Here is an 18565-nt window from a genome sequence, read left to right as displayed (position 1 = left end):
CGGTCACCCTGGGTGGCCGCCGTTTTGTTTTTTGAACTTGGTGTGAGAATTGTATGTATAATAACGTCTGCTTAAACAGACAAAGGTTAAAACACATTATAAATACACACACAATGTTAAAAAGTATCATTACAAAAAAGGGAATTTTGTCCCTGTTAATCGTTCTGGGAAGTATTTCAAGTACTATGGCTGCTGAAGTTATCAGGCTGATAGTAAAGGAAGACAGGGCAGCCTGTACCGGAGTGGGTCCAATGAATTGTCTGCAGGTAAAATATAAGAATAGTAAAAACTGGGAGTTTTTTTATAGCGAAATTCAGGGCTTTAAACACCAGGAAGGTTACCGTTATACCCTTTCTGTGATCCGTACTAAAAGAAAGAATGTTCCTGCTGATGCGTCTATTTATACGTACAAACTGAAAAAGGTCATCAAAAAGGAGAAAATTGCGGTGGCTAACTTATCAAAAAGCGACCTGACTGCTGTAGCAGGACAAAAATGGAGCCTGGTAAGAATGAATGGAAAAGAGGTTGGCATCAGTAAAATTCATTTGACTTTAGATGCAAAAGGCAACAAGTTTTCAGGTTCAGCAGGTTGTAACACCATCTTTGGTGGTTTCAGTTATGATCAGAAAAACAGAGAGATTAAAATGGGAAATGTAGCTTCTACATTAATGGCTTGTTCTGATGATAAAGTCATGAAACTGGAATACGAATATACCCAGGCATTAAACGATAAAAGATTCAGGGTAGCGCACACAGCCAACACCATGACCTTTTATAAAGGAGATGAAAGCGTATTAGAATTTTCCAATGGAAAAGGAGGAACTGAGGAAGGTGGTAATGACATCTGGAAATTTATTGCAAGTTACAAATGGAGACTGATCCAGATGAACGGAGAAACACAAACAGAATCACCTGTAACGATCAATTTCAGTCCTGCTGAGCAGCGCTTCAGTGGTAATTCCGGATGCAACAACTATTTTGGTACTTACCAGTCCGGAAAAGAAACCATTACTTTTGGTCCTGCAGCAAGTACACGACGTGCTTGTCTGGATCAGAATTTAAGTGCATTGGAAAGTAAATTTTTGGGCATGCTTGGAACTAAAGAATTCCGTTTTGATGTGGCTGATCAGACGCTGAACCTGTATCAGAATGATCGTCTGGTATTGATGTTCGGGCTCACTAAATAAAGCAATTTTTATAGCGAAAATGGGCTGGATGATTCCTCATCCGGCCCATTTTTTGTTTAACGGTTATTTCTGCTCGTTTAGCCAGACGACCTGCTGTCTGGATTCATGTGCCTGTCCGATGATGTCCCGGTAAAGATCGGGTCTGCGGGCATTTATATATCGCGATCCTCCGGCTTTTTCCAGTTTCTCCGGACTGATGAGGGCAATGGCAATGTCATCATCCAGTTTACGGCATTCCGCAATAATATCCCCATATGGATCAACAATCATGGAACAACCGTTCTTGAGCTGATCATCATCCATTCCTATGGGGTTAGAGAATACGGCATAAACGGCATTGTCGTAAGCCCTGGCAGGAAGCCATTTCATTAGCCAGGCCCTTCCTTTCAATCCGTCAAATTCTGCGCGTAGGCTGGTTGGATCCTTTTCTTTGTTTTCCCACAATTCAGGGGCTACAAATCCTGCTCCAGGACGGGTAGATGGGGTACACATCGTGACATGTGGCATGAAAATAATTTGTGCACCAAGCAAAGTCGTTGCCCTTACATTTTCAATGATGTTGTTGTCATAACAGATCAATATGCTGCATTTCCATCCGTACAAGTCAAAGATGACGTATTCATTTCCGGGCTTTAAGTGCGGATTAATGAAGGGATGAAGTTTCCTGTATTTGGCAATTAAGCCATTCTTGTCTACGGCTACATAAGCCTTAAACAGATCATCATTGCGGTCTTTTTCAAATAAACCTGCCAGCACTACGATGTTGTGTGCCCTCGCGATTTCCTGGAGTTTCTGAATGGAAGAACCATCAGGGATATATTCTGCAATCTCCAGCATTTGTGCTTCGGTCAGGCCTCTTGCAAAGGTATATCCGGTAATGCTGCATTCGTGAAAAGCGATGACTTCTGCACCTGAAGCTGCTGCCTGGGCAGAAAGCTCATTGATGCGGCTGAGGTTATAGTCTTTGTCTCCACTGCGGTTTTCAAATTGTGCGGTTGCGATTTTTAGTGCTTTCATGGTTTCAATTTTTATGTTGCTTTGCCTGCACTGCGGACAGGAAAAGATGTGGAAGCAAACCTATCAGAAAATATAAGGAGAAAATTGTACAAAGCCGACATGCAGCAGCTATTTCCAAATGGCTTATAAAAGAGGGGGGAGCTGAACAAGGTTAACTGCCAGCCGGTTTGTTTTAAAGATATACTGGCCGGGACTGAGCCCTACGTTTTTCCGGAATTCCCGGATCAGGTGAGCCTGGTCATAATAGCCACTTTCATAGGCAATTTCGGTCAGGTTTTTTTCAGATGAGGTAGTGCGGAACAGCTTTAGAAAGAATTGTAAGCGGATGATATTGGAAAAGTTTTTAGGAGAAACCCCAATGTGTGCTTTGAACTTTCTTTCCAGTTGCCTTTCACTGACCTGAAGTGTTTTATTCAGTTCATGGATGGGACTGAGCCCATGATCGGCATAGATCATAGACAGACTTTGCGTAATGATTGGATCTGCCTCTAAACAGAGTCCTGATTTTTTACTGAGGAAGTTTTCCAGAATTTGGATCCGTTTGCCATTGTCCGGAGCGCTGATGACCTGTTCTTCCAGATCCCTGGCTGCTGTCTTCCAGAGTTCAGACAAAGGAATCAGCTCATCACTGAGCTCATGTGCGGGAATTCCGAGCAGCAGGTGGCTTCCGTAAGGCTGGAATACGACAATCAGCATTCCTATTTTACCTGTAGACTGAATGTGGCGGAACTTACTGACCTGACCATAAATAAAGCTGTCGGGATGTTGCTTAAAAGGGCTTCCATAATGAAAAACCATTCCCGAATTTCCATCTGGAAAAAAATGATGGTCCATCAATTCCACATGGTCACTTTCAAGAACGAGAAAGTGCCTGATGAGATGCGACAGATGGGGAGATGGTAAGACCTGCATGTGTTTCCGATTAAGCCATTACCGCCTGTTTATTGTACTTATTCCGATATTCTATAGGTGTTAAACCTGTAATCTTTTTAAACACATCACGGAAGGCTTTGGTATCGGTATAACCGACATCAAACATCACTTCGGTGATGTTCTTTCTGCTGCTTTCAAAACTCCTCTTTGCGGCTTCAATTTTCACCCTTTGGGTGTATTCAATTACGGTATTATTGGTGGCTTTCCTAAACCGGCGTTCAAAGCTCCTCCTGCCAAGGGAAGACATGGCAGCAAGCTGATCTACCGTAATTTTATCCTGGTAGTTGTTCTCTATAAATTCCTGAACTTTTCTGATCTCCAGATCTTCATGATCTTTCTGACCTTGAAACATCATAAAGGCAGCCTGACTTTCCCTGTCGATATCAATCGCGAAAAATTTGGAAGCAAGGATTGCAGTATCCCTGTCTGTATATTTCTCCACCAGGTAAAGCAGTAAATTCCAATAGGAATTGGCACCCCCACTGGAGTAGAGCCGTTGTTCTTCAGTGATGATGCTGCCATCCACAAGTTCCACATCCGGAAACATTTCACGGAACTCTGTGGCGTGCAGCCAGTGTGTGGAGCATTGTTTTCCCTTGAGCAGGCCTGTAGAGGCCAGCAGGAACGCTCCGATACATAAGGAAGCAACCTCAGCACCTTTATGATAATGGTCAATGATCCAGGGAAGGAATTCCTTGTTTAGCTCCAGTGCCGTTTTGATATGACCACTAATTGCAGGAATAAAGATCAGGTCTGTTTTTTTGACTTCATGAATCAGTTGATCTGTATGGACTGAAAACAGGCTGTTGTTTAACCGGACTTCTTTTGATAAGCCAACAAGCTGGACCTGAAATAAGGCAGGTTTTCCTGAAGATTCCAGGAACTCGTTGACCATTCTGAAGAGGTAGCCAGGATCAGCAATGGCTTCAATTACTGCTGTTTCAGGAACTAAGATGGAAATGTGTTTCATCTGTGGATTCAATTTGATATCAAATATATCGTGTTTTATTGTCGCAAACAACCCCTTTAATTGTCGCTTTTACACAAGATTTTTTTAGGGACTTCCTGCTAAGTTTACCTTGTAATTTATTATCGTCATGATGACATCTATCCACTCTTATTTAACTTTTGCCGGCAATTGCCGCGAGGCAATGACATTCTATCAGCACTGTCTTGGCGGGGATCTGAATTTTCAAACGATTGGAGAATCCCCCTTATCCGAAAAAATGCCGGCGCAGATGAAGAATTATATTTTACATGCCACACTTTGTAAAGGAATGCTGAGGATCATGGCCTCTGATATGGTAGGAAACGAAGGTCTGCTGAGAGGGAATGCGGTTTCCCTGATGCTCAATTGCAGCTCGGAAGAAGAGGCGAGGACTTGTTACAACCGGCTTGTGGAAGGTGGTACGGCAACCCATCCTTTGGAGAATAGTTTCTGGGGTGCCTTGTTTGGTGACCTGAAGGATAAATACGGAAACTACTGGTTGTTACATTTTGATGAAAACCAGAAGTAGCGTAGTTACAATCCCTTTTTTCCTTCCAGCCAATAAGGTTTCATCTTGATTTGTGCTCCGGGAACCCCGGTGGATACTAGTAACCTGCGCAGGTTTTTTATGGTATCTGCATTTCCGCTTAAGAAGTAAGCCGTGGCTGTAGCAGCGGTTTTCAGGTGCTGCCGAAGCCATTCTTCCTGTACGCGGCCAGTGAAGGAAGGAATTCTTTGCAGTGGCACTGCCTTCATGCCGATCTTTTCCGGCCAGTCCATGGCCTCAGGCTCACATTCGATGAGGCAATGGACATCTGCCGCTCCTTTAGGCAGCTGTTGCTGCATGCCATAAAAGGTGCTTAATGTTGTTTCATCACCCATCATGACAATTTTAGAGCTGCCCTCGGGAATGATAAATTTTCCTCCCGGGCCAATCAGCAGCAGTTCGTCGTTTATCTGTAATTGTGACGCCCAGTCGCTTCCGGGACCTTTGCCATGCAGGTAAAACAATACGTCGGTATAACCAGCTTCCTGATTCCAGTACATGGGGGTATAATGCCGGTATTCCGTGTCACTGACCCGGAATTCGACTTCCTGTGCCGGTTTCCATTGGACGGTCCTGAGTGCGTCGCCCTGGTACCTTACCCTTTTTAATTTAGGAGCATAATATTCAATCTCAGTGATTACTGTTTGCTTGTAAGCACCTTTAAAAGCCTGCTCTGAAAAATCAGCTAACCATTTGGGCATTCGGGGCATGTCTAAATGTATTTTATAAGGTTAAACAAAGGTGTTTTCTAATCCGGGGGGTCTTATATCCAGCTGTTTTGTGGTTTAAAGAAGGTGCTTTTTAAGGATTTGAAATGCAGTAAAATGAGATAAAGATTAAGGATAAGGACCAGGGCGTCGAAGATCAGGAAGTCCTGGGCATGAGAGATAAATATATGGCAGAAAAACATACCAATGGAAACGGGAAGTAGACAGACCGCTCCGAAAAGATAGGTCCTTTTGAATAGCAGGAGCAATCCGCCAAGAAATTGCGCAATCCCAATCACCCAGATGTAACCGCTTTTTTCCCAGATTAAATAAAAGTCGATGAAGTCCTGGCCAAGCTTGAAATCAATGTACTCCTGAACATTGATTTTGGTATAGAGCTTTTCCAGTCCATGGGGAATATAAACATAAGCCAGTAAGGCCCTTACGATATAAGTGAAGATGGTAATGATACGGGTTCTTGTTTCCATGAATTCATTATGCGATTTTTGTAAAAGTACAGGAGACAGGGCCGCCGGTGTTTATCAATTCAGGATTTATTTTTACTAAATCAGGAGTTTATGCGGTTTTAAAAAAATAATACATACGAAATGAAACTTCATATTTTTGGTGCTTCGGGTTCTGGTGTCACCACTCTGGGAGCCGCATTGTCAAAGCGATTGAACATTCCTTATTTCGATAGTGATGAATACTTTTGGGTGCCATCAGACCCTCCATATACACTAAAAAGAGATCCGCAGGAGCGGAATGATCACATGCGTATGGCATTGAACAGGCAGGATGACTGGATTCTGGGAGGTTCGATGTACAATTGGGGAGAAGGTGTATATCCTTACTTTGATCTGGTGGTGTTTTTATGGATCCCACCGGAGATAAGAATGGAAAGGATCAGAAAAAGAGAAATGGAAAGGTATGGGGAGCAAATCCTGTCGGATCCGGAAAGAAAAATGCAATCTGATGCATTTATCCGCTGGGCTTCAGACTATGATGCGAATACCGGAATTGCCTCCAGGACCTTAAATGTTCATGAGCAATGGATGAAGAAGATGGAATACCCGATTTTGGAAATCCGCACTGACCTGAGTACGGCAGCGCGGATGGATTTGATTTTAGATCAATTGTCTTTATTAAAGATGATTTAATTTTTATCCGTAAAAGCAGGTATGATGTATTGCACCATGAGGTCGAATGCTCTTTTTGCTTTAGCATTGCCATAATAGCCCTGGTTAAACATGACGACGAGATCCAGCTTTTTTAAGATGAACATAAATTGTCCGCCATTACCAGAGGCAAACAGGACTTCTTCCTCCAGATTTTTTGTTTTAAGCTTTTCCCGGTACCAGTAACTACCATAAAAGGTAGGCTGCGGAATACCCGTTTTACTTTTACTAAATTTCATATTAGAAAAATCAGGAATAGGAATGTTGCAGACGGTGGACTTTTTGATCCATTCTTTAGAAATGATCTGTTTGCCTTTCCACTTACCCTGGTCACGAACCATTTGTCCGATCTTTATCATATCAATCGGGCGGATAAAAAAGGAACCGGCTGTGTTTGGATTTCCGGTAGCATCAAGGGTCCACCTGTAATTGCTGATCTGCAGCGGGTCAAAAAGATATTTTTTTGCGAAGTCCATTACCGGCATATTAGCCGCTTTACGGATAATTCCACCTATAATCACCGGTTCAATAGAGGTGTAAGACCATACTGTTCCAGGGGCATCTTTCATTGGAAGTTCCAGTGAGTATTTTACCCAATTCTTCGTTTGCTCCATCTGTTCTTCGCAATCTTTTGTACCATTAAATTCTTCACAATCAAAGCCAGCCTGCATATCCAACAATTGCTGAATCGTGATTTCTCTTTTTAAGGGATCATCTTTCAAGGCAGGGTATTCAGGAAAAAAATCCAGCATTTTCTGTTGCGTGGATTTGATCATGCCCTTGTCTATCGCAATGCCGACCAGTAAACTGGCGATAGATTTAAAAGAGGAACGGGTGTCGTGGAGTGAATCTTTGCCATATCCGTTGAAATATTGCTCATAAAGCAGATCGTTGCCTTTGGCAATCAGGATGCTGTGCAGGCCGTTAAAAGCCGGGTGCTTAACAGAATCTGTCAGTTGCGATAAAAGCTCCTTATGTTTTACCTGAGCAACAGATTTGAAACTGCCTGATATCAATAAGGCGAAAACGATCAGTTTAATTTTCATTGAAGAGTATGTTTTTTAGAGGAGATGAATCCATCATGATCTTGGTATTATTCATTGACTGTGATCTGCAAGATCATGATGGTCTCTTATTTAATTTAGTGTGGCAATCTTTTCAAAGACCCTGGCAATGACTTCGGCTCCAGGATCAGGAACATTTCTCAACACCTCTTCTGAAAGGTAAGAGGAACGGCCAAATTTGGTATTGATAATGGTCTTGGTATGTTCTGCTCCTTTACGGGCATGCTGAGCAACAAGGCTTGTTGTTTCCCCATTTGCAAGCGATTCAAAAGCAGGTTGTAAGGCATCGATCATGGTGCGGTCTCCAATTTGTGCACCACCATAATCTTTTACTCTTTGTAGCCCCTCCAATAATGCTTTTCCCAGTTCAGGAGATTTGGTATAAGCAGTTCCTGCTGCGGTAAATAAGATCGATAGCAAGACCCCACTTGATCCACCGGCTTCTCTGGCCAGAATCCGGCCAATGCTGAGTAGTAATTTTCCGGTATCATTCAAAGGAAGACGGTCTATAACGGTTAATAATCTCCTGCCGGTCAGGGCAAAGGTTGATCCTGCATCACCATCCCCAACTTTAGCATCCAGACTGTTGATTTCCTTTTCGATGGACACGAGCAACTGTGCGATTTCATTGATCAATTGATAAACCTTTTCATTCGCCGAAGCATCATAGGGAATGGTGTCCGGAAGTTTTGGACTGCTGATTTCCACTGGTTTTTCAAAAGGTTGTAACTGCCATGCAGTGGGCTCCGCTTCAGCCAGTAAAGCTTTTTCTATTGCTTCGTTAAGCAATAGTACGGAGACAGAGAATCCACTCATATTGATAGAAGACATCAGTGCTGCCGGGCCAACCATATACGCTATTTTGGAAGCGAGTTTTGTTTTGCGGAAAGAATTGACCAATAGGCTCATTTCAATTGGGCTGACACTTCCCATATTGTTAAAGATCATGGCATACCGGCCATTTTCATTGGATAGATTTGCTTCGAGTTTTTCAATGGCCAGCGCCATCAGATGATCTGCCTTGGCATAAGGAATCACTTCTATGCCTGGTTCTCCATGAATCCCCAATCCAAGTTCTACCTGTTCGTCATTTAATCGGGAACTGGTTTCCTGTCCTAAATGCTGACATTCTGTTAAAGAAAGACCAATAGAAGCGGTCTGGTCAATCACCTGTTGCGCAACCGCAGCGATTTCTTCCAGTGATTTTCCTTCTTCAGCAAGCTGTCCGGCGATCTTATGTACAAACAATGTTCCTGCCAGTCCTCTTTTTTTTACGTCTTTGCCCAGAGCAATATCATCATCTACGGTAACGGTCCTGACTTCATATCCCAGGGCACGTGCCTGTTCTGCTGCCAGACCGAAATTTAGGCGGTCACCGGTATAGTTCTTTATAATTAATAAGCAGCCCTTTGGTCCGGTAGCAGCGAGGATAGCCGACAATACGGCATCCACTGTTGGGGAGGCAAAGATATCTCCACATACCGCTGCGGTTAACATGCCTTTCCCTACAAAACCTGCATGGGCAGGCTCGTGCCCTGAACCACCACCAGAGATGATGGCCACTTTTGACTTATCCCAATCTTTACGGATCACCACCCTTACTTCAGGAAAGGAGTCCAGTCTGGCTAATTTAGGATTGGTTAATAATCCTTCTATCGCTTCGTTTACAATCTGATCGGTTTCATTTATGAAGAATTTCATGCTTTAATTTTTTTTTCTCAAGATAGGAATTCAAGAGCCGATTACGATAAAGATTAAAGCATTCTCCTGTTTTGTGAAAAACAAATGATTTTTTATAGTTAGTGCCTTGTCAAGTATCGGGACTATTCATATTTTAAAGCATCCACTGCATTTGCTTTTGCCACTTTGAAGGTTTGTAAGCTCACCGTGAGTACCGAGATAAATAGAGAGATGAGGCCTGCAATGAGGAAGGGCCACAGGGCAATGTCTATCTTATAATCATATTTGCTGAGCCAGTTTTTTGCTAACATATAGGCAATGGGAAAAGCGATCATATTGGAGAACAAAACGAGTTTTATAAAATCTTTATTCAACAGGATCAGGATGTTTCTCAGGTCTGCTCCCAACACCTTTCTGATGCTGATTTCTTTATTTCGTTGTTCAGCCATATATAAGGCAAGACCGAGCAAGCCAAGGCAGGAGATCAGAATCGCAAAGCCCCCGAAAAGATTAGATAAGGTACTGAGTAGTTTTTCATTCCGGAGTTGTTCTTCCATGCCCTGATTCACGAACCTTAGTGCTGCCGGGTATTCCGGATTCAGACGCTTGCTGATCATGTTGATGAGCTCTGCAGATTTATTCAAAGGCTGCGAAGGGTTCAGCCTCAACAGTAATATCCGGCTTTTTGCAGGGTTGAAATAAAATAGGGTTGGCTTGGTTTTCCGTCCGATAGCTTCATTGGAGTAATCTTTTACCACTCCGATTATAGTTAGAGGCGGGTTGTCTCCCCAGGTAATTGTTGTCCCGACAGGATTTTTTAGCCCCATCGTTTTTACGGACTGCTCATTTATAAGTACAGAGGTTGAGGTATCTGCCGAAAATTTAGGATTGAGGTCCCGGCCGGCAACAAGCTTTGCACCTATCGTCTTTATAAAATCATAACCTATGCTTCTATAATCGATGACAGAATTGTCATTTGCAGCTTTTCCTGGCCAGCTGATTCCTCCCGTGATGGTTCCTCCCTGAGTAAAAGTGGAGGCAAATTCGGTTGCATATACAACTGCACCAGCTTTCTTTAATTCTGTTTTAAAAAGTTCCAGTTTTCCTGGTTTGATCCATTCGCCCTCAATGTCAAGTTGTACCAGACCGTCGCGTTCAAAGCCAAGAGGTTTATTTTTCATAAATTGAATCTGGGAATAAATTATAATTGCGCAAATGATCATGCCAACAGATAGGCTAAACTGTACCACGACCAGGACTTTTCGGATGGACAAGGAAGAACTATTATTTCCTTTAAAACCTTTTAAAACCCTTATCGGACTAAAAGAGGATAAATAAAAAGCAGGATAACTCCCTGCCAGGAATCCGGTAATGCAAACAAGGGCAACGAGTGTGGTCCAGAAGAGATAGGATTGGTAATTGACCTGGACTTCAATGTCGAGCAGATGATTAAAATAGGGAAGTGATATTTCGAGAAGAACAAATGCAATCGATGTAGCGATGAAAGACAACAAGAGAGATTCCAGAATAAATTGTCCCATCAGGCTAATCCTGGAGGACCCCATTGCTTTGCGGATTCCAACTTCCCTGGCCCGTTTTTCAGAACGTGCAGTGGATAGGTTCATATAATTGATACTGGCAATTAACAATACACAAAAAGCAAGAAAAACAAAGAGTTTAACTTGTTTTATCCTTCCGCCAATAGATTTTCCATCTTTAAATTCATTATAAAGATGGAGTTCGGAATAGGGGAATAAAAAAGCTTCCAGACTCGTTTCTTTGTCTTTTGAAGGGATCAACTTTCTGATCGCCAGATCTGTAGCCGCGTAAGTCTGTTTGTCCTTTAGTTTGATAATGGTCATACAGGTGATTGCTCCCCATCCATTTTCTTTTTCTGAAGGATTTTCCTGTTCGAAAAGCGCCCAGGTTTGCAAGGCATCAAACTGAATACTTTGATTTTTAGGAAGGTCCTCAATCACGGCTGCAACGTTCAGGAACTTACGGTTATCCCATTTGATAATTTTCCCTACAGGATTTTCATTTCCAAAGAGCTTCTTTGCCATTGAAGCGGTTAAAAGAATGGAATTGGGGTCTTTTAAAGCGGTGTTTGCATCTCCATAAATGTAGCGGTAATCAAATATCTTCAGAAAAGAGGGATCAACAGTAAGTCCTTTTAATTTGAAGTTGTTATCGCGGTAACTAAAGAGTTTGTCGGGAGTACCCATCGCAATTCTTGTTGCATTTTCAACTCCTGGAATAGACTGTAATGCTGATGGCCCCAGTTTATTGGGACTTGCCATTGTGGTCACCAGCTCCCCGTTAATCTTTAAATTGATCATTGCGAAATAGGTTCTGTCTACATCCGCAAACTGTTTATTATAGCTCCATTCATAATTTACAAACAGGAGTAACATCAGCGTACAGGCCAGCCCAATCGCGAGGCCACCAACATTAATTAATGTAAAACCTTTGCTTCTCCAAAGGTTTCTCAATGCAATCTTTAAGTTTGTCCTGAACATGTTATTCCAATTTTTTTCAGAATTGGCGAATAGTATGCCATCTTTATATTGATTTGTTTTATTAGTCGTTATCGCATTTGGTGCGGTTTTTTGTGTTCGGAAATGAACAGCAGTTGTGCATAAACGCACATCTTAATTGGAAATGTCATCATTTTTAATTCCTCGTTTGTTCTTTTTCAATACTTCTTTCAATTTCCCAAAAGTATAGTTTAAGCGCAAGCTATAATTTCTGAAGTAAGTTTCTGTTTCGGTAATTTGCAGGAAGTCCGGACCTGAGATTTCAGATCGGTTATTTCTGTATTTTTGAAATGGATTGCTGCAAACTGCAGAGAAAGAGAGCTTCTTTTTGATGAGGTCTTTGCTGATGCTGAATGAAGAGTTAAAATAGGCATTTGTCTTTCTTTGCAAAGAGATTTTCCCTCCATTCATGCTAAAATTTCCCTGAAAACGCCAGCCTGTTTCCAGGCTGTAACCTGTGGAGCCTGAAACCACATACATGAGGCCCTCTGTCCGGAGCAAGCCTCCATTGCTCATCCCTTCTACAATGGCATAAGCAAGTTTGCTATTGCTGCTGATGTTCCAGCGCGGACTGATGGGGTAGTTGACGCTAAAGTTGGCTCCGGATAAACTGGCATGCCCTGTATTTTGATAGGTTGCGCGTGTAATATTGCTGAGCGGATCAAAAACCGAAACCTGATTGATCAGGCTGCTGAAGTAATTATAGTCCAGTCCGAAGTTTAAAAATGCTTTCCCCTGGATGCTGTAACTGAGCTGGAAGACATTCCCGATAATGGGCTTCAGGTCTGGATTTCCTGTGGATTCGAAATTAGGATTGGAGCGGTCAACAAAAGGGTTTAACTGATAGATTCCCGGTCTTTGTATCCGTTGGGTAAATCCGAAATTCAGACTCCCATTTATTTTTACTTTTTTACTGATGGCAAGGGCAGGCGCCAGGAAGAAGTGGTTCTGCGCTGAGCGGGTTTGCTCGAGCCGGATTCCTGCCTTAAAACCCCAGTCTTTTAGCCGGAACTGCCAGGTATTGTATGCAGCAAATATTTTTTGTGATTGCTGGAAATGATCGCTAAGCAAAGGCTTCAGTTCAAAATTACCATTGTTGTTGTCAAAAGAATGGTATTGAAAATCGCTTTCAGGACTACGGAATATACTTTTTATCCCGGCTTCCATATCGATTTTAGAGATGCGCTGTATATAATCAAGCTGGAGGGTGTTTTCAGAAAATTGTTTTCCATTTTGCTGTAGGTAACCTTCATCAGGGGAAGAGCTGGTTTTACTTTGCTGCTCCTCATCGGAACCGGAATACCGGTAGGAAAAGGTTAGCAATCTGCTTTTATCTCTTTTAAAACCCAACTGATAATTGAGTGATAAATCGAGTCCTTTTCCTTTGTTATCATTGGTCAGATCATAAGCTCTTGAATTTTTTTGCTCACCATTGAGGATGATCAATTGCTGATTATGAAGATCTGACCGGTTTAAATTTCTGTTGAATTGAGCAGAAATCAATTGAAGGCTGTCTATCTCATAACTCAGTTCCAGTCCGAGGTATCCGTTCCGGCTATTGGATAGCTCTTTGTTTTGTTGGCGGAGGTTTCCGGCACTGCTGCCAAAGGAGGTTCTTTCATTAAAGCTCTCTGTTTCAGGAGTATCATAAATGCTGCCTCCAAAAAATGCGGAAAGCCCTATCTTCCCTTGTTTAATTCCAAATGAACCTCCAAACCCGGGACCTCCCCTTGGGCCGCTTTCATTTATATTCAGGTTACCATTGTAACCATTATCCGTTTTTCTATTGGTAATGATATTGATGATCCCTGCCAGCCCTTCTGCATCGTATTTTGCCGGAGGAATAGTAATGACTTCTATTTTCTGGATGCTGGAAGCAGGCATGCTGCGTAAGATTTCCCTCGGACTTCTATCTACCATACCGGAAGGTTTTCCGTTGATCAATATCTTGTAATTGGAACTGCCTTTGAGCTGGATGTGATCCTCAGCATCCAGCGAAAGGAGTGGCACTTTCCGCATCATCTCTAACACACTATAGGCTTTACTATCCGGATCGGCCTGTAAATCATAACTGATCCTATCTATCTCCTGTTTAATTAAAGGCTTTGTGCTATTGATCCGGACTTCTGCCAGGTGTTGAGTAGCAGGAAGCATCCGTATGTTGCCCATGTCCAGATCGGCATTTTGCTCTTTTTGAAGCGGAACTGCAATTCTCCTGGATTGATACCCAATGGAAACCGCCGAAATGAAGTATTCGGAAAGTGGAAGCTCTGAAAACATAAACCTGCCATTCGTATCGGTTAAGCTCGTTTTTAGGAGTACTGCTGTTTTGGAACTTAGATGGACACTAAAAGAGGAGAGTGGTTTTCCACTGATCGAGTCTGTTAAGTTTCCTCTGATTGCAAGGGTCTTTTCTTTTATTTGTGCTTTAGTTCCGGTTTGGTTAAAAAGGAAGCAGAAGAGCGACAGACATAGGTAAATGGGTATGGTTTTCATGTTGGTTTCGGGCTTAATGTTTTTGAAAAGGGCATGAGTTCTCCCCTGGGCGCATCGCGCTTAAAAAAAAATGAACTCATGAAATAGAAAAGAAGGCTTCCGGATCAGACGAAATCTAAGATTTCTCTTTTTTTACGAAGTAGTAATAGCATAAAAATCCCAGAGCAAGGAAGATGGCTTCAATTCCATAGGGTAGAGGAGAGGAATTGGCCTTAAAGGGAATGAATTCCAGAATGACCAGGCCAACACCACCAAATAAGAGGATAAAGCCCCATTTTAATCCTTCCGATCCAGTGCCTGAAAGACTGTTTAAGAACTTCAATGCGTTCTCATCTATCGGGCCGGAATCTATAATTCTTTTTTTAAGTCTGTAATTATATAAAGCAATCACAAGGACCGAGATCATGACTGCAAGAACTATTGGCGTAAGAAATATGATGTCTTTCATGTTTTCAATTATTTAATGATTTTGCCCAGTAGACAAGCATTGCATTTAGAATGTTGCAGCATTAAGCATATATTTTTTAATTTTTTGAAAAATGCAAAAATATGATCAGGTTGCTGCAACTTTTATCGGTTGAGTCTTGTCTATTGTGGTATGTTCGATGAGAAGGAAGAAATTCCTAAGGTACTTCATGGTGATTTAAAAGCTTTTGACAGATTGGTGAAACAATATGAAAAGCTGGTATTTCATGTCGTTTACCGGCTTGTGAACGAAAAAGAGGATGCCGAAGACATTTGTCAGGAAGTGTTTATCAAAATTTATAAAAGCCTGAAAAGCTTTGCTTTTCAATCGAAATTGTCCACCTGGATTGCCAGGATTGCTTACCTCAGTGCTGTTAATCATCTTAAAAAGAATAAAAGGGCATCTTTAACAATGGCTGTTGATGATTTAGAGAATTATCATTTTACAGATAAGAACCCTGAAAATGTACTTGTTGAAAAAGATGTGGCCAGATATGTCAATCATTTGATTTCCTTAATGCCCGACCATTACAGAACGGTATTGACACTCTATCATCTCAATGAATTCTCTTATCAGGAGATCGAAGACATTACGGGAATGCCTGAAGGAACTGTAAAGAGCCACCTTTTCAGGGCCAGGAAACTATTGAAAGAGAAGCTGGAACTTTACCTTAAAAATGAAATATCATGAAACAAGATCATAAAGACGAATACCTTCAGAAAATGCTGGAAGAGGGGATCTCTGAACCTGAAATGAACATGACCATCAGTGATCAAAAGGATTTTGATACCTACAAGCAGTTGTTTGCTGTGCTTGGGGAAGAACCGGAGGCCGGCTTGTCCTATCAGTTTTCTGCAAAGTTAAGCCGGCGGATTTCTATGAGTAAGGAAAGAAGTTTCCCCTTTTACTGGTCTGTAGCGTTGGTTACGCTGGGAAGTATGGCGGCCATTTGCCTCGCTATGGTACTCATCGATCAGCGGTACCATAGCGGGCTTTTTATGGTGTTATGGAGCTATAAATGGGCTTTTGTTTTTGGGCTGGCTTGTTTACTGGCCATTCAGCATTTTGACCAGAAGCTGGTAAAGAAAGGCGTTTAAAGTCTCCTCATGCTTTCGTCATTACCCAGCTTTTTGTCGGGAGATTTGATTTTTGTTTTCCCGAATTTATAGTTAAATCCGATACTGACTCTTTTGCTATCGGTGTTGATCATGTCCCGCTGACTGTAATTCCCGAAATCACTGCGTTGGCGAAAATCATTTCTCTTGAAGATCAGTTGATTTCCGGCAATCCGCAATTGTCCCTTCCCTCCGAACAAATCCAGCATCAGCGCGGCATCCACATTTTTGTATCCACTGAAATTAGCGAGAACCTGTACATAAGGGGTCCAGTAATAAGCATCTACCTGTAGCTTTATAATTTCTGATAATTTAAAAATATGAGAAGATTTAAAGTCAGAATGAAAAGCGGAAAGGTGATAAGGTTCATTGAATACCTTGCCGTGGACTTTATTATAGCCGATAGGGGTTCCGCTGTTCTGGATCTCCCACCAGGAATTGATGCGTAAAGGAAAATAAACATACATCGACAGATCGTATGAAGGATCCAGGTTTTGACGGGAGGCATAGTTAACTTTAGTGATATAGTCCTGCTTTGTGGGTAATAACGCCGACATGTTCTTTGCAGAGGTATAACTGAGTGCAATGTTCAGTTTTTTGATATTTGTACTCAGGGTATAAATGTCATCAAATTCGGGTTTTAATGCCGGGTTCCCCTGTTCAATGGTGTACTTGTTTAAATAAACGGTATAAGGAACGAGTTCGTTATAAGGTGCCCTGCTGATGGTTCTCTTATAAGACAAAGAGAAATTATGCTGTGTATTGATCGTATGCTGGTAAAGTAAAGTTGGAAAGATATTGAAGTATTCCTGTGAAACGTTATCTGCAAAGGTTGCTTGTGTGTTTTCTACCCGAATGCCCAATTGCAGTTTATCCTTTTCCCAGTCTTTCGATAAAATTCCATAAGCTCCGGCTATGGACTCCTTAAGCTTGTTCTTACTGGAATATTCAGGAACGTTGTGCATTTGTCCGTTTGTTTCCAGCTGGTAGTCAATGGTACTTCTGGAATTTACATGCTGGTATTTTATCCCGGTTTCCAGCTTTAGTTGTTTATCGAAAGTATGGGTGTAGTCGACTTGCCCCAGGTAAAAATTGAGTGCTGTAGTATTGGTCATTTCATAGGTCTGAGGAGTGTTTATTGCCGTTCCGTCAGGTCTGTTTAATTGAGAAGGAAAGGATTGAAACAGCTTCCGTTGAAATGGGGTATAAGTACCCAGTATGCTCAATTCATTTTTACCCGAGTCTGCAAGCAAATGATAATTGAGATGATAATTGTAAGTAGAAAGGTCTAAGTTAAAGTTGGCATTGGTATACAGGATAGAATCTACTGGCCCGCCAAGTTTTTTAAATGTATTGATCGTTGGCCATGGGCCTTTGGAGTCGTAGATGATTCCTTCTGCCAATGCGCCAATGGTTTGATCTTTACCTATTGCCAGTTCTGTCCCTCCCTGAAATGTAGTGATTTTATTGTTGGAGATTCTATGCCAGTTGTAGCCCAGTACTTCAGGAGTTTCGTTTGCCCTGAGGATTCGCTCTGCGTTATTCGAGAAGAAATTTTGTTCAATAGTTTCGCCGGCAGCTCCATACACAGTTAAACCTTTGTTTTTATAAGTGAGCATGCCATTCGTTACAGCCTGACTATACTTTCCGGTAGATCCATCCAGATTAATATTGCCGGTTAGTCCTTCCACCTCACTCTTTTTGGTGGTAATGTTGATGACTGCACCATAAGCGGCATCATATTTTGCGGAAGGACTGGTGATGAGCTCTACTTTGGAAATGTTTCCTGCCGGAAGAGATTGAAGGATAAAAGTGACCGTGTTTTCCGGAACAGGTCTGTTGTCGATCATGATCATTGTTTTCTTCCCTTGCAGGCTAACGCTGTTATCAGAGCCTACCCGTACAAATGGGGCGGATCTGAGTAACTGCACCGAATTCCCTGAAGCCAATGCGCTGTTCTCTACATTCATGACCAGACGATCAGTTTTCATTTCTATCAGTGCCTTGCCGGCAGTGATCTTTACTTCTTTTAAGGTCTGGGAATAAGTTCCCATCAAGAGGGTTTCGACAATTGCTTCTTCATTTTTATTCAATTGAAATGATTTAGAATAGGCAGGACGATAGCCCATTAAATCTGTTCTGACAAGATAACGGCCTGCTTCTATTGCCGGAAATACATATACTCCCGCAGTATCCGTTAAAGTGCTTGCGGAAACTGTTGAATCTTTTGCATGAAGCAAACTGATCGTCGAGAATTGAAGTGGCAGGTATTGTTGATCCTGTACCCTTCCTTTTATTTTTCCGGTTGTGAGGGAGTCCGGCTTAAAAGGAGTTGCGACAGCTTTCCCGATTTTTGTAGGATAGATGGCGTAATTCCTGGCATCAATTGCATACCAGGAGAGGGATAGAGGACCTAACAACTGCTCCAGAACTTTGGTTAATTTCTCTTCTTTTAACAGTTGAGGGTTAAACTCCACTGTTTTTTTGCTGACATTAATCTCTTCGTATAAAAAGTTGATTTTATAATGCTCACTGATCTTCTTTAAGGCTTCAGCCAGTGGAACAGGACTGGTTTTTTTTAGGGAGAAAGCGTAAATTCCGGAGCTAAAGAATAGCAATAGTGCTAAAAAGCTGATGATTTTTTTCATGT

Annotated in this window: 16 protein-coding genes; 5 read left to right on the top strand and 11 right to left on the bottom strand. The window is 42.0% G+C overall.

The genetic code is table 11. The features are described from left to right. Nucleotides 1-113: 113 nt before the first annotated feature. On the top strand, nt 114-1187 hold the full coding sequence (locus BUC20_RS23135; RefSeq protein WP_073233533.1) for an META domain-containing protein: 1074 nt from the start codon (nt 114-116) through the stop codon (nt 1185-1187). Between the two features lie 63 nt (nt 1188-1250). Here BUC20_RS23135 and BUC20_RS23130 read toward each other — a convergent pair whose 3' ends face one another. The 3 genes from BUC20_RS23130 to BUC20_RS23120 all read right to left on the bottom strand — a co-directional run bounded on the left by BUC20_RS23130 (nt 1251) and on the right by BUC20_RS23120 (nt 4107). After that, a complete protein-coding gene (locus tag BUC20_RS23130; protein ID WP_073233531.1) occupies nt 1251-2204 on the bottom strand; it encodes a nitrilase family protein in 954 nt (317 codons plus the stop codon). A 123-nt stretch (nt 2205-2327) separates the two neighbouring features. Continuing rightward, complete coding sequence (locus tag BUC20_RS23125; protein WP_084529194.1) at nt 2328-3116, bottom strand: helix-turn-helix transcriptional regulator; 789 nt, start codon at nt 3114-3116, stop codon at nt 2328-2330. Nucleotides 3117-3126: 10 nt separating this feature from the next. Then, a complete protein-coding gene (locus tag BUC20_RS23120; RefSeq protein ID WP_073233527.1) occupies nt 3127-4107 on the bottom strand; it encodes a GlxA family transcriptional regulator in 981 nt (326 codons plus the stop codon). 127 nt (nt 4108-4234) lie between these two features. Between BUC20_RS23120 and BUC20_RS23115 the strand changes: the two genes are divergently transcribed. Further along, nucleotides 4235-4654 carry a VOC family protein gene (locus tag BUC20_RS23115; protein WP_234994582.1) on the top strand — a complete coding sequence of 140 codons (420 nt, stop codon included), beginning with the start codon at nt 4235-4237 and terminating at the stop codon, nt 4652-4654. Between the two features lie 5 nt (nt 4655-4659). On the opposite strand, the gene BUC20_RS23110 is transcribed toward BUC20_RS23115, so the two are convergent. Both BUC20_RS23110 and BUC20_RS23105 read right to left on the bottom strand, forming a co-directional pair. Further along, the gene (locus BUC20_RS23110) at nt 4660-5373 is read right to left on the bottom strand and encodes a siderophore-interacting protein (RefSeq protein WP_073233523.1); all 714 of its coding nucleotides are present in this window, start codon (nt 5371-5373) and stop codon (nt 4660-4662) included. Nucleotides 5374-5435: 62 nt separating this feature from the next. Continuing rightward, the gene (locus BUC20_RS23105) at nt 5436-5867 is read right to left on the bottom strand and encodes a DoxX family membrane protein (protein WP_073233521.1); all 432 of its coding nucleotides are present in this window, start codon (nt 5865-5867) and stop codon (nt 5436-5438) included. 120 nt (nt 5868-5987) lie between these two features. Here BUC20_RS23105 and BUC20_RS23100 point away from each other — a divergent pair, with 120 nt between their 5' ends. Further along, entirely contained in the window at nt 5988-6539 is a 552-nt protein-coding gene (locus tag BUC20_RS23100; protein WP_073233519.1) for an AAA family ATPase, read from the top strand. Here BUC20_RS23100 and BUC20_RS23095 read toward each other — a convergent pair. The 5 genes from BUC20_RS23095 to BUC20_RS23075 all read right to left on the bottom strand — a co-directional run bounded on the left by BUC20_RS23095 (nt 6536) and on the right by BUC20_RS23075 (nt 14782). After that, nucleotides 6536-7603, bottom strand: a complete 1068-nt coding sequence (locus tag BUC20_RS23095) for a serine hydrolase domain-containing protein (RefSeq protein WP_073233518.1) — start codon at nt 7601-7603, stop codon at nt 6536-6538. The two genes, BUC20_RS23100 and BUC20_RS23095, sit on opposite strands and share 4 nt — an antisense overlap. A 90-nt stretch (nt 7604-7693) precedes the next feature. Continuing rightward, entirely contained in the window at nt 7694-9322 is a 1629-nt protein-coding gene (locus BUC20_RS23090) for a dihydroxyacetone kinase subunit DhaK (protein ID WP_073233517.1), read from the bottom strand. 122 nt (nt 9323-9444) lie between these two features. Then, nucleotides 9445-11820, bottom strand: a complete 2376-nt coding sequence (locus BUC20_RS23085; protein WP_073233516.1) for an ABC transporter permease — start codon at nt 11818-11820, stop codon at nt 9445-9447. A gap of 132 nt (nt 11821-11952) precedes the next feature. Continuing rightward, nucleotides 11953-14334, bottom strand: a complete 2382-nt coding sequence (locus BUC20_RS23080; protein ID WP_073233515.1) for an outer membrane beta-barrel protein — start codon at nt 14332-14334, stop codon at nt 11953-11955. 115 nt (nt 14335-14449) lie between these two features. After that, the gene (locus BUC20_RS23075; RefSeq protein ID WP_073233514.1) at nt 14450-14782 is read right to left on the bottom strand and encodes a hypothetical protein; all 333 of its coding nucleotides are present in this window, start codon (nt 14780-14782) and stop codon (nt 14450-14452) included. A 150-nt stretch (nt 14783-14932) separates the two neighbouring features. On the opposite strand from BUC20_RS23075, the gene BUC20_RS23070 reads away from it, so the two are divergent. Together BUC20_RS23070 and BUC20_RS23065 are read left to right on the top strand one after the other, a co-directional pair. Then, nucleotides 14933-15490: an RNA polymerase sigma factor gene (locus BUC20_RS23070; protein WP_073233512.1), complete on the top strand. Its 558-nt coding sequence runs from the start codon at nt 14933-14935 to the stop codon at nt 15488-15490. Further along, entirely contained in the window at nt 15487-15897 is a 411-nt protein-coding gene (locus tag BUC20_RS23065; RefSeq protein ID WP_073233510.1) for a hypothetical protein, read from the top strand. Before BUC20_RS23070 ends, BUC20_RS23065 begins: the two co-directional genes overlap by 4 nt. On the opposite strand, the gene BUC20_RS23060 is transcribed toward BUC20_RS23065, so the two are convergent. After that, nucleotides 15894-18563 (bottom strand): outer membrane beta-barrel family protein, encoded by a 2670-nt coding sequence (locus BUC20_RS23060; protein ID WP_073233508.1) that lies wholly within the window; start codon nt 18561-18563, stop codon nt 15894-15896. The two genes, BUC20_RS23065 and BUC20_RS23060, sit on opposite strands and share 4 nt — an antisense overlap. Between the last annotated feature and the right edge of the window lie 2 nt (nt 18564-18565).

Origin of the sequence: Pedobacter caeni (genome assembly GCF_900129215.1) — a bacterium.
Classification (GTDB): domain Bacteria; phylum Bacteroidota; class Bacteroidia; order Sphingobacteriales; family Sphingobacteriaceae; genus Pedobacter; species Pedobacter caeni.
This window is presented reverse-complemented; position numbering and strand designations above follow the sequence as displayed.

Bases quoted from the DNA above. Each gene is read 5' to 3' on its own strand.
- BUC20_RS23125 (WP_084529194.1), bottom strand. From the start codon at position 3,116: ATGCAGGTCTTACCATCTCCCCATCTGTCGCATCTCATCAGGCACTTT.
- BUC20_RS23080 (WP_073233515.1), bottom strand. From the start codon at position 14,334: ATGAAAACCATACCCATTTACCTATGTCTGTCGCTCTTCTGCTTCCTT.
- BUC20_RS23135 (WP_073233533.1), top strand. From the start codon at position 114: ATGTTAAAAAGTATCATTACAAAAAAGGGAATTTTGTCCCTGTTAATC.
- BUC20_RS23115 (WP_234994582.1), top strand. From the start codon at position 4,235: ATGATGACATCTATCCACTCTTATTTAACTTTTGCCGGCAATTGCCGC.
- BUC20_RS23100 (WP_073233519.1), top strand. From the start codon at position 5,988: ATGAAACTTCATATTTTTGGTGCTTCGGGTTCTGGTGTCACCACTCTG.
- BUC20_RS23105 (WP_073233521.1), bottom strand. From the start codon at position 5,867: ATGGAAACAAGAACCCGTATCATTACCATCTTCACTTATATCGTAAGG.
- BUC20_RS23085 (WP_073233516.1), bottom strand. From the start codon at position 11,820: ATGTTCAGGACAAACTTAAAGATTGCATTGAGAAACCTTTGGAGAAGC.
- BUC20_RS23065 (WP_073233510.1), top strand. From the start codon at position 15,487: ATGAAACAAGATCATAAAGACGAATACCTTCAGAAAATGCTGGAAGAG.
- BUC20_RS23070 (WP_073233512.1), top strand. From the start codon at position 14,933: ATGTTCGATGAGAAGGAAGAAATTCCTAAGGTACTTCATGGTGATTTA.
- BUC20_RS23090 (WP_073233517.1), bottom strand. From the start codon at position 9,322: ATGAAATTCTTCATAAATGAAACCGATCAGATTGTAAACGAAGCGATA.
- BUC20_RS23120 (WP_073233527.1), bottom strand. From the start codon at position 4,107: ATGAAACACATTTCCATCTTAGTTCCTGAAACAGCAGTAATTGAAGCC.
- BUC20_RS23095 (WP_073233518.1), bottom strand. From the start codon at position 7,603: ATGAAAATTAAACTGATCGTTTTCGCCTTATTGATATCAGGCAGTTTC.
- BUC20_RS23060 (WP_073233508.1), bottom strand. From the start codon at position 18,563: ATGAAAAAAATCATCAGCTTTTTAGCACTATTGCTATTCTTTAGCTCC.
- BUC20_RS23110 (WP_073233523.1), bottom strand. From the start codon at position 5,373: ATGCCCAAATGGTTAGCTGATTTTTCAGAGCAGGCTTTTAAAGGTGCT.
- BUC20_RS23130 (WP_073233531.1), bottom strand. From the start codon at position 2,204: ATGAAAGCACTAAAAATCGCAACCGCACAATTTGAAAACCGCAGTGGA.
- BUC20_RS23075 (WP_073233514.1), bottom strand. From the start codon at position 14,782: ATGAAAGACATCATATTTCTTACGCCAATAGTTCTTGCAGTCATGATC.